Source organism: Rhizobium moroccans (assembly GCF_057559155.1).
Window position 1 is genome coordinate 18,800 of sequence record NZ_JBHFJG010000023.1, and the last position, 10,922, is coordinate 29,721.

Here is a 10,922-nt window from a genome sequence, read left to right on the forward strand (position 1 = left end):
AATGACTGAATTCACCACGAGACCCGAAATCCTCGGCACCTTCGGCGTCGTCACCTCCACCCACTGGATCGCCTCGGCTGTCGGCATGGCGATCCTCGAAAAGGGCGGCAATGCCTTCGATGCGGCGGTTGCGACCGGCTTCGTGCTGCAGATCGTCGAGCCGCACCTCGTGGGGCCGGGCGGCGATATGCCGGCAGTGATCTATTCGAAGAAAAAGGACAAGGTGGAGGTCATCTGTGCGCAGGGACCGGCGCCTGCCGGCGCGACCATCGAGCACTACACCGCCGAGGGGCTGAAGCTCATTCCAGGCGACGGGCTGCTCGCCACGGTGATTCCCGGCGCCTTCGACGGCTGGATGCTGATGCTGCGCGACTACGGCACGATGAGCGTGCGCGAGGTTCTTGAGCCGGCTATCTATTATGCCGAGCACGGGCATCCGATGCTGCCGCGCGTCTCGGCCACCATCAAGGGACTGGCGGAATTCTTCGAGAAGGAGTGGCCGACCTCCTACGAGACCTGGGTGCCGGGTGGCGTGGTGCCGGAGCCGCATTCCAATTTCAGGAACCCGGTGCTCGCCGAAACCTGGAAGCGCATCATCGCGGAAGCCGAAGCCAAGAGCGGCCGCGAAAATCAGGTCGAGGCGGCGCGGGATGCCTTCTATCGCGGCTTCGTGGCCGAGGCGGTCGACACCTATCTGCGCGACGCCGAGGTGATGGATGCGAGCGGCGCCCGCCACAAGGGTGTCCTGACAGCCGAAGACATGGCGAACTGGCGCGCGACGATCGAAGCGCCGCAGACCTTTGATTATCACGACTGGACGATCGCCAAGACGCCGGCTTGGGGGCAGGGGCCTGTACTCCTGCAGTCTCTGGCGCTGCTCAAGGGCTTCGATATCGCCGCCATGGACCCGGCCGGACCGGATTTCGTGCATACCGTCGTGGAAGCGATGAAGCTCGCCTTTGCAGACCGCGAGGTCTATTACGGCGATCCGGAATTCGCGCAGGTGCCGACCGAATACCTGCTCTCCGACGGCTATAACGACGAGCGCCGCAAGCTGATCGGCAAGGAGGCATCGCTCGAACTGCGGCCGGGCAGGGTGCCGGGCTATGACAATCAGTTCGATCTCACCATGTCGATGCTCGCCGAGATGAGCGGCAAGGGCACGGTCTACGAGCCGACCATGGCGCATCTTTCCGAAAAGAAGGGCGACACGGTCCATATTGATGTGATCGACCGCTGGGGCAATATGGTTTCCACCACGCCATCGGGCGGTTGGCTGCAATCCTCGCCCATCGTTCCCGGCCTCGGCTTCGCGCTGAATTCCCGCGCGCAGATGTTCTGGCTGAAGCCGGGCCTGCCCACTTCGCTTGCGCCCGGCAAGCGTCCGCGCACGACGCTGACGCCGTCGCTGGCGCTGCATCAGGGACGCCCGACGCTCGCCTTCGGGACGCCCGGCGGCGATCAGCAGGACCAGTGGCAATTGCCGTTCTTCCTGCGTTACGCGCATCATGGCAAGAACCTGCAGGCGGCGATCGACATGCCGCTCTTCCATACCTCGCATTTCCCCGGTTCCTTCTATCCGCGCACCAGCTCGCCGGGCGAGATCATGGTCGAAAGCAATATCGGCGCCGCGGCACTCGATGAACTGCGGCGGCGCGGTCACAAGGTCACCGTCGCCGATCCCTGGAGCGTCGGCCGCCTGACGGCCGCGCGCCGCGATGCCGATGGCCTCCTGCGCGCCGCGGCCACGCCGCGCCTCATGCAGGCCTATGCGGTGGGGAGGTAGGCCATGACCTGGTCGATCGTCGCGCGCGATCCCGAGAGCGGCCATTTCGGCGTTGCCGTCGCAAGCCGGTTCTTCGCGGTCGGCTGTGCGGTGCCGCACATCAAGGGCAGGGTGGGCGCCATCGCCACGCAGGCCTTCGTGAGCCCGCTCTACGGCACCGACGGCTTGAAGCTTCTGGAAGAGGGCAAATCGCCGGACGAGGTGATCGAGACGCTCACGGCGCGCGACGGCGGCCACCGCCAGCGCCAGCTCCACCTGATCGACGCCGAGGGCCGCAATGCCGCCTTTACCGGCGAGAGCTGCATCGACTGGGCCGGGCACCTGTTGGACGACAACGTTTCGGTTGCCGGCAACATGCTTGCCGGGCCGCAGGTGATTGCCGAAACGTTGCGGGTCTACAAGGAGCGCGCTGCCGCCGGAGCGCCCTTGGCCGAACGCTTGCTCGACGCCATGGACGCCGGCGAGGCTGCCGGAGGAGACAAGCGTGGCAGGCAGTCCGCCGTGCTCGTCATCTGTCGAGACCAGGACTACCCCTGGCTCAGGATCAACGCGGACGACCATGCCGATCCGCTTGCCGAACTGCGCCGCCTCCATGCCGTGGCGCAGGAACGTTACGTGCACGTGGCCGAAACCATGCCGACGCGCGAGAACCCCCACGGGATGATCGACCGTCGCGTCATCGACCAGAAGATCGCCGAACTCGAAGCAGCGCGGGAGGCCGAAGGCCGCCCGTCGGCCTCCTTCGCAACTCCATGGAAACCCCAATGAGGGAAGCCCGTATGAGCGAAGCCCCCGTCCTTTCCGTCGAGAACCTCACCACCTCCTTCCTCGTTGATGGGGCATGGAAAAGCGTGGTGCGCGACATGTCCTTCGACGTTCGTCCCGGCGAGACCGTGGCGATCGTCGGCGAGAGCGGTTCGGGCAAGAGCGTCACCTCGCTTTCGATCATGCGCCTCCTCGCGCCCGGCTCCAGCCGCATCGAGGGCAAGATCCTGCTTGCCGGCAAGGACATCCTCGCGCTTTCCGAAAGGGAGATGCGCGGCGTGCGCGGCAACGACGCCTCGATGATCTTCCAGGAGCCGATGACCTCGCTGAACCCGATCTTCACGATCGGACGGCAGATTTCCGAGGTGCTCATCCGTCACAAGGGGCTCTCCAAGCAGGAAGCGCGCGCTGAGACGGTACGGTTGCTCGAAAAGGTGCGCATCCCGAATGCCGCCTCGCGCTTCGACGACTATCCGCATCAGTTCTCCGGCGGCATGCGCCAACGCGTGATGATCGCCATGGCGCTCGCCTCCCGCCCCAAGCTCCTGATCGCTGACGAGCCGACCACCGCGCTCGATGTCACCATTCAGGGACAGATCCTCGACCTCATCAAGGTACTGCAGGAAGAGGAGGGAATGTCGGTCCTCTTCATCACCCACGATATGGGCGTGGTGGCCGAGATCGCCGACAGGACGATCGTGATGTATCGCGGCGAGCAGGTGGAGACCGGGCCGACCGACGAGGTCTTCCTGCGTGGCAGGCATCCCTATACGCGCGCACTTCTCTCCGCGGTGCCGAAGCTCGGCTCCATGAAGGAGCGCAAGTGGCCGACCCGTTTCCCGGTGGTGGACATCAAGACGGGTGAGGCGGCCGAGCCGGCCGAGGTTGCGGCAACCGTTGAAAGCGGCCGGACGCCGGTTCTCGCGGTGAAGAACCTCGTGACCCGCTTCCCCATCCGCTCCGGCCTCTTTTCGCGCCAGACCGGTGCGGTTCATGCGGTCGAGGATATTTCCTTCGATCTCTTCCAGGGCGAGACCTTGTCGCTGGTCGGTGAATCCGGCTGCGGCAAGTCCACGACCGGCCGTTCCATCATGCGGCTGATCGAACCGACCAGCGGCGATGTCTCCCTCGATGGTTACGATGTGCGGGCTCTCGATCAGATGGGTCTGCGCAATCTGCGCAAGAGCGTGCAGATGATCTTCCAGGATCCGTTCTCGTCTCTCAACCCACGCATGACCGTGGGCGCGGCGATCTCCGAGCCCTTCATCAAGCACAAACTCGGGAGCCCCAAGCAAGCCCGCGACAAGACGGCCGACCTGCTCGAGCGCGTCGGCCTTTCGCCGGCGATGATGAGCCGGTATCCGCATGAATTCTCTGGCGGTCAGCGCCAGCGTATCGCGATCGCCCGCGCGCTCTCGCTCGATCCCAAGGTTATCGTGGCTGACGAAAGCGTTTCGGCGCTCGACGTGTCAATCAAGGCGCAGGTGTGCAACCTGTTGCTCGACTTGCAGCAGAGCCTGAACCTCGCTTTTCTCTTCATCAGCCACGACATGGCGGTAGTGGAGCGGGTGAGCCACCGTGTGGCGGTGATGTATCTCGGAGAGATCGTCGAGATCGGCCCGCGCGCGGCGGTGTTCGAAAATCCGCAGCATCCTTACACGAAGAAGCTGATGGCGGCTGTTCCGGTGCCGGATCCCGCGCGTCGCGGCATCCGCCGGGGTATCTCCAACGAAGAGCTGAAAAGCCCGGTGCGTTCGATGGACTATCAACCGCCGAAGCGGGAATACCGCGAGGTTTCCGAAGGCCACCTTGTGCAGGTGGCCTGACGAAGCGGGGAGTTAACGGACGGCGGCTCTGCGGCTCTCGATCAGCATTCTGATCCGCTCCGCATCTGCGGCTGTCGCCGGGTTGAAGATGACGAGGCCAAGATCCGGCCGGCCATCGACCGTGAAGGATGAATATTCGAGCATGAAATCACCCGCCGTCTCGTGGCGGAAGTGTTTCTTGCCCTCGCCGAAATTCTGAACGGCATAATCTCGCCACATCGCCTCGAATTCCGGACTCAATAGGCAGAGTTCATCGACCAGTTCCTGAATTGCTTGCGGAGCGCTGGCGCGGGTGGCCTCGGTTCGAAATGCCGCGACGGCGGCGCGTGCATCGCGCTTCCAGTTCACCATGTGCGCCCGTACCGTGGGGTTGCCGAAAACCTGTTTCAGGACGTTTCGTTCTTCCGGCGGAAGCGCTGCGTAATCGGTCATCACGGCTGCCGCCGCCTCGTTCCAAGCGACGACATCCCATAGCGGGGTTCGCACAATGGCCGGGCTGTATTCCATCGAATCCAGCACGCGCTGAAGCTGAGGCGTGATCGGTTCGAAGCTCTGGTATCGAACCTCCGGCGGCCGATGCTGTGCGAGCAGAAAGAGATGCTCCCGCTCGGCAGGGTTCAGAGCCAAAGCCCTGGAAAGCCGGTCGAGTACGTCGGCTGAGGGTGCGCCGCCGCGTCCCTGTTCGAGCCAAGTGTACCATGTCGCGCTGACATTGGCGCGCTGAGCCACCTCTTCCCGTCTCAGTCCGGGCGTCCGTCTGCGGGTGGCGGGAAAGCCGAGATCGGCGGGATCGAGCCGGGCGCGGCGGTCCTTGAGATAGGTCCCGAGGGGATTGTCGTCAGGATTTGCCATGTTGAGCCTGTTAGTCCCGATACCGGTATAAGGTCACGGCTTTTAACGCATAAGCCCGGACCGTAGTGGAAGCTCATCATTATCAAGAATGAGGGCTTTTCATATGCGTGTCTTCGTTACCGGTGCAACAGGTTTCGTCGGCTCTGCCGTCGTGCGGGAATTGCTCGATACTGGCCATCAGGTCCTTGGGCTTGCACGTTCCGATGCCTCCGCGGCATCGCTCGCCGCGGCAGGCGCCGAGGTTCATCGGGGCTCGCTGGAGGATGCCGGCAGCCTCCGGAGTGGTGCGGAAGCGGCCGATGGCGTGATCCATACCGGTTTCATCCATGATTTTTCGAAATTCAGGGAGAATTGCGAAATCGATCGCCGTGCCATCGAAGCGCTGGGAGCCGAGCTTGCCGGCTCGGATCGCCCGCTGATCGTGACCTCCGGGGTCGCCCATCTGGCGGTCGGGCGTGCCGCGACCGAGGAGGATCGGGCTCCATCGGTCTCCGACCGATATCCGCGGGCTTCGGAAGCGGCTGCCGCAGCCTTGGCTGAACAGGGTGTGCGTGCCTCGGTCGTCCGCCTTGCGCCCTCGGTGCACGGCGACGGCGATCATGGTTTCGTTCCATATCTGATCGATCTCGCGCGAGAGAAGGGCGTCTCGGCCTATGTCGGAGAAGGGCTCAACCGATGGCCGGCGGTGCATAGGCTCGACGCTGCTCGCCTCTACCGGCTCGTGCTTGAGGGAGGTTCCGCCGACGCCCGGTATCACGCAATCGCGGAAGAAGGCGTGCCGTTCAAGGAGATCGCTACCGTGATCGGCCACCGCCTGAATCTGCCGGTCTTAAGCATGCCGGCCGACGAGGCTACCGGACATTTCGGTTGGTTCACGCTGTTCGCGAGCATGGATGCTCCCACCTCGAGCGCATGGACGCGCGAAAGGCTCGGATGGCGGCCGGCGCAGCCGAAGCTCATCCAGGACATCGATCGGGACGCCTATTTCATCGGTTCGTCGGCTCTCGCTAGATCAGCCTGAGGCCCTTGAGGCTCGCATGTCCGTCCTTGCCGATGATGATGTGGTCATGGACGGTGATGCCGAGCGGCTTGGCGGTATCGATGATCGTCTTGGTCATCTCGATATCGGCGCGCGACGGGGTCGGGTCGCCGCTCGGATGGTTATGCACCAGGATGATGGCGGTGGCGGAAAGCTCCAGAGCGCGACGCACGACTTCCCGCGGATAGACGGGCGTGTGGTCGACCGTGCCCTGGCCCTGCACCTCGTCCGCGATGAGTGCATTGCGCTTGTCGAGGAACCGGATGCGGAACTGCTCGCGCGCCTCGTAGGCCATGGCCGCATGGCAATAGTCGATCACCGCCGACCATGACGAAAGCACCTGCTTGCCGCGCAGCTCGCTTTTCAACATCCGGTGGCCGGCGGTTGCGATAAGCTTCAGGTCCAATGCCACGGTTTCGCCGACGCCGTTGACCTCCTGCAACAGCGTCGTCGGCGCGCCGAATACGCCGGCAAGCGTGCCGAAGCGATCGAGCAGCGCCTTTGCTATCGGTTTCGTGTCGCGCCTCGGTATCAGCCGGAAGAGTAGCAGTTCGAGGATTTCATAGTCGGCGAGCGCGGTATCGCCATGCTCCCGGTACCGGTTGCGCAGGCGTTCGCGGTGGCCGTGGTAATGCGCATGCTTTCCATCGTCCGTCGGGGCCGGCGGGGATTTCTTCAGCGGCCGGGATTTCGAAATACTTTCCGAGAAGAAGCCCCGTTCGTCCGCCATCCCGTCGAAGGCGAACTCATTGTCATCTTCTGGCGGGGTGTCGCGGCGACCTGGCATGGTTATCTCGGAAGCGGCGGCAAGCCGGGGCGGTCCAAGCCGCCAGCCGACAGCGTGAAAATCTCGCAGCCGGTCGCCGTGACGCCGACGGTATGTTCGTATTGCGCCGAAAGGGAGCGGTCGCGGGTGACCGCCGTCCAGCCGTCGGAGAGGACCTTCACATGCGGCTTGCCGAGATTGATCATCGGCTCGATGGTGAAGATCATGCCCTCCTTCAGTTCCGGCCCTTCATCGGCACGGCCGTAATGCAGGATGTTCGGCGAATCGTGAAAGAGCCTGCCGACGCCATGGCCGCAGAAATCGCGCACCACGGAGCAGCGTTCTGCCTCGGCATAGGTCTGGATGGCTTCGCCGATCGCCCCGGTGCGGGCGCCCGGCCTGACGGCCGCGATGCCGCGCAAAAGGCATTCGTAGGTGACTTCCAGCAGACGCTCGGCGGCGCGCTTTACGCCTCCCACGGGGTACATCCGGCTCGAATCCCCATGCCAGCCGTCCAGTACATAGGTGACGTCTATATTGACGATATCACCTTCGCGAAGCGGCTTGTCGTCCGGAATGCCGTGACAGACGACGTGGTTGATGGAGGTGCAGGAGGATTTCGTATAACCGCGATAATTCAGCGTCGCCGGAAGCGCGCCGTGATCCATGCCGAATTCGAAGATGAAACGGTCGATCGTGCTGGTGGCGACGCCCGGCTCGACGATCGCCGCAAGCTCGTCCAGGCAGCGCGCCGTCAGGAGGCAGGCCTTGCGCATGCCCGCGAAATCTTCCGCGCTATAGAGGCGGATCGCACCCGTGTTCTTTGGAGGGGCGGAGACCGCCTCGATGTAACTGACCATGTTTATTTCCCGCAATCTCTTCGTTCATAAAACAGCCGGGGCCGGTTCGTCCATGGCGATCAGCCCGGTCGCGGCAATTTCATGCGGCGTTACCCGGCAGCGCAGCGCATAGGCCTCAACCCCGCGAGCCGTCGCGCGACGGAAGGCAGCGGCGTAAAGCGGATCGAGGTCGGCGCAGATCCTGAAGCGTGTGCAGTCGTGCCGCTGCACGAGATAGAGCATCACCGCCCGGTGACCGGCTTCCGCCATGTCGCCCAGCTCCTCGAGATGCTTGGCGCCGCGCTTCGTTGCGGTGTCCGGAAATTCAGCAAGGCCCGGCTCGCGCATGAAATGCACGTTCTTCACCTCGACATAGGCATTGGGGAGGCCGTCGCCAAGCAGGAGGAAGTCGATGCGCGAATTGCGGCCATATCGCTGCTCCCGCAGGATCGTTTCATAGCCGGCGAGGCCTGGGAGCAGCCCGGCGCGGATCGCCTCCTCGGCAAGCCGGTTCGGAAGCCCGGTATTGATGCCGACGAGCGTGCCGTCCGCTTCGATCATCTCGAACATGTGCCGATATTTGCGGGTGGGGCTGTCGTGCTGCGAAACCCATATCCGGGAGCCGGGAGTGGTGAGCCCGCGCATGGAGCCGGTATTGGGGCATGAGCCGGTGAACGGCGTGCCATCCTCCTGCACGGCATCGAACAGGAAGCGCTTGTAGCGCTGCAGCAGAGTGGCGGGGATGAGCGGCGGATCGAACAGCATTATGGATGGATTCAAGCGCGGGCGAGCACATAGGTGCCGGGTGCATCGGCAATCGCTTTGAGCGCATCGCCGCCAGGTTTGCGCGCCGGCACGCGGTCGGCATCCCTGGCCTCGGCCCAGGCGTGCCAATGGGGCCACCAAGACCCCTTGGTCTCGCTCGCGCCGGCGAGCCAGTCCTCATACCGTTCCCGCGAGGTGCCGCCCGTCCAATACTGATACTTCTGCTTTTCCGGCGGGTTGACGACGCCTGCGATATGGCCGGAACCGGCGAGTACGAATTCCACCGGTCCGCCGAAAAGCGAGGAGCCGGTGAAGACCGACTTCGCAGGCGCGATATGGTCGTCGCGGGTCGCCAGATTGTAGACCGGTATCTTGATGTCCTTCAGTGAAATCGTCCTGCCGGCGAGCTTCATCTCGCCCTTGCTCAGATTATTGCTGAGATAGCAGTTGCGCAGGTAGTAGGCATGATTGGCGGCCGCCATGCGGGTGCTGTCGGAGTTCCAGTAGAGCAGGTCGAAGGGCAGGGGCTCCTGTCCCCTCAGATAGTTGCTGACCACGTAGGGCCATATCAGCTCGGAGGCGCGCAGCATGTTGAAGGCAACCGCCATGCGCGATCCTTCGAGATAGCCGAGCGCATCCATTTGCTTTTCGATGACGGCGAGCTGCTCCTCGTCGACGAAGACCTTCAGATCGCCCGCATGGGTGAAATCCACCTGCGCGGTGAGGAAGGTGACGGATGCGATGCGGCTGTTCTTCTCCTGCGCGTGCAGGGCGAGCGCGGCGGCGAGCAAGGTGCCGCCGACGCAATAGCCGATCGCGTTGACATTCTTCTCGTCCGTCGCCTTCTCGATCGTTTCGAGAGCGAAATCTATGCCCTCGCGAATGTAGGACTCCCAGTCCTTGCTCGCATGGCGCTCGTCGGGATTGACCCAGGAGATCACGAAAACCGTGTGGCCCTGGTCGACGCACCACTTGATGAAGCTCTTCTGCGGCGTGAGATCGAGGATGTAGAACTTGTTGATCCAGGGCGGGCAAATGAGAAGCGGGCGCTTCAGAACCGTTTGCGTGCTCGGTTCGTATTGCAGGATCTCGCAGACCTCGTTGCGGGCGATCACCTTGCCGGGCGTGACGGCCAGATTGCGCCCAACGGCAAAGCTGGAATGATCCGTTTGACGCAGCCGAAACTCTCCGCCGCCTGTTGCGATGTCCTCCGCCAGCTTACGCATGCCTTCGACGAGATTGGCGCCGCTGGTGGCGATCGTTTCGCGGTAGACTTCCGGATTGGTCAGCACGAAATTGGCCGGCGAGAGCGCCGCGGTGATCTGCTTCACATAGAAGGCCGCCTTGTGCCTGGTATGATCGTCGAGACCTTCCGCTTCGGTGACGAGCCTGTCCGCCCAGTCGGAGGTCACGAGGTAAGCCTGTTTCAGGAAGGAGAAGAAGGGGTTCTTCGTCCAGTCCTCGTCGGCAAAGCGCTTGTCCTTCTGCGGAGGTTCGGGCTCCTCTTCTCCGGGCTGGCCGGAAAGCCGGTCCAGCGTGCGCATCCAGATGCCCATATAGCTGGAGAGCAGCATGGTTTGCGCGTCCAGCGTCCGCTTGGGATCGGACATCCAGTATTCGGCCACGCTGGACATGGTCTTCACGAGGTCGGTGACCGGATCGGCGATGGAATCAGAGACTTCGCCGCTTTCGCGCGGGCGGAGCCATTCGGAAGCGGCCTTGCCGAGATTTTCGAGCGCGCGGGCGAGATTCATGGCCAAGGCGTGCGGGTCCTTGACCATGTAGGCCTCGACCGTTTTAGGGTCGAAGCCCGGGAAATCCTGTCCCGATTGCCCCGTTTCCCCGGTCTTTTGCGCCACTCGCAGCCTCCTCAGGAAATCCTGTCCAGCTTGTTGTTGTTTTCGTTTGTACATTGTGCCCGAAAACGAATACAAGTGCCAGAAATCGACACCTTCGGGCGAAGCGTGCTCGAGGCATGACAACTGGACAACGGAAATGGAAAAACTGAGGCACCGGATCGGGAGATTTTCCTTTTTCATCGGTCTCGGGCTGCTGATGCCTGTCGCGCTGACCGGCTGCAACAGCAAAAGCTTTGCGCTCGATGACGGAATCCCGAATACCGCGCCGACGGCGACGGTCGTGGCACCCGCGAGCGGACCTGCGCCTGGTCCGGTGACTCTGCGCAAGACCGGCGCCTATCCGACCTTCGACAAGCAGCTTACCGCGGCCAACACGCAAATTGCCGACGACGACGCCTCTACCAGCGAAGGCCGTCTTGCCGCGC

Annotated in this window: 9 protein-coding genes and 1 pseudogene; 5 read left to right on the plus strand and 5 right to left on the minus strand. The window is 63.3% G+C overall.

The genetic code is table 11. The annotated features are described in order from the left end of the window. Position 1 precedes the first annotated feature (1 nt). Genes ACE04I_RS13290 through ACE04I_RS13300 form a run of 3 tightly spaced genes read left to right on the plus strand, consistent with a single transcriptional unit; the run spans position 2 to position 4,377 of the window. Positions 2–1,786 (plus strand): gamma-glutamyltransferase family protein, encoded by a 1,785-nt coding sequence (locus ACE04I_RS13290; protein ID WP_137326795.1) that lies wholly within the window; start codon positions 2–4, stop codon positions 1,784–1,786. A 3-nt stretch (positions 1,787–1,789) separates the two neighbouring features. Continuing rightward, positions 1,790–2,554 carry a DUF1028 domain-containing protein gene (locus tag ACE04I_RS13295; RefSeq protein WP_046797179.1) on the plus strand — a complete coding sequence of 255 codons (765 nt, stop codon included), beginning with the start codon at positions 1,790–1,792 and terminating at the stop codon, positions 2,552–2,554. A gap of 11 nt (positions 2,555–2,565) precedes the next feature. After that, positions 2,566–4,377, plus strand: coding sequence for an ABC transporter ATP-binding protein (locus ACE04I_RS13300; RefSeq protein ID WP_046797249.1), 1,812 nt, complete (start codon positions 2,566–2,568; stop codon positions 4,375–4,377). A gap of 12 nt (positions 4,378–4,389) precedes the next feature. Here ACE04I_RS13300 and ACE04I_RS13305 read toward each other — a convergent pair whose 3' ends face one another. Beyond that, a complete protein-coding gene (locus tag ACE04I_RS13305; RefSeq protein ID WP_046797178.1) occupies positions 4,390–5,229 on the minus strand; it encodes a helix-turn-helix transcriptional regulator in 840 nt (279 codons plus the stop codon). 103 nt (positions 5,230–5,332) lie between these two features. Here ACE04I_RS13305 and ACE04I_RS13310 point away from each other — a divergent pair, with 103 nt between their 5' ends. Continuing rightward, positions 5,333–6,250, plus strand: coding sequence for an SDR family oxidoreductase (locus ACE04I_RS13310; protein WP_487207170.1), 918 nt, complete (start codon positions 5,333–5,335; stop codon positions 6,248–6,250). Here ACE04I_RS13310 and radC read toward each other — a convergent pair. The 4 genes from radC to phaC are packed head-to-tail and all read right to left on the minus strand — an operon-like array spanning position 6,237 to position 10,497. Further along, entirely contained in the window at positions 6,237–7,055 is an 819-nt protein-coding gene (radC, locus tag ACE04I_RS13315) for a RadC family protein (protein WP_046797176.1), read from the minus strand. The two genes, ACE04I_RS13310 and radC, sit on opposite strands and share 14 nt — an antisense overlap. Before the next feature lie 2 nt (positions 7,056–7,057). Continuing rightward, entirely contained in the window at positions 7,058–7,894 is an 837-nt protein-coding gene (gene map, locus ACE04I_RS13320) for a type I methionyl aminopeptidase (RefSeq protein WP_046797175.1), read from the minus strand. 24 nt (positions 7,895–7,918) lie between these two features. Further along, complete coding sequence (gene sfsA / locus ACE04I_RS13325; protein ID WP_046797174.1) at positions 7,919–8,638, minus strand: DNA/RNA nuclease SfsA; 720 nt, start codon at positions 8,636–8,638, stop codon at positions 7,919–7,921. 11 nt (positions 8,639–8,649) lie between these two features. Continuing rightward, positions 8,650–10,497, minus strand: coding sequence for a class I poly(R)-hydroxyalkanoic acid synthase (gene phaC / locus ACE04I_RS13330; RefSeq protein WP_487207171.1), 1,848 nt, complete (start codon positions 10,495–10,497; stop codon positions 8,650–8,652). Positions 10,498–10,633: 136 nt separating this feature from the next. On the opposite strand from phaC, the pseudogene ACE04I_RS13335 reads away from it, so the two are divergent. After that, a pseudogene (locus ACE04I_RS13335) lies at positions 10,634–10,922 on the plus strand (hypothetical protein); the annotation flags it as partial.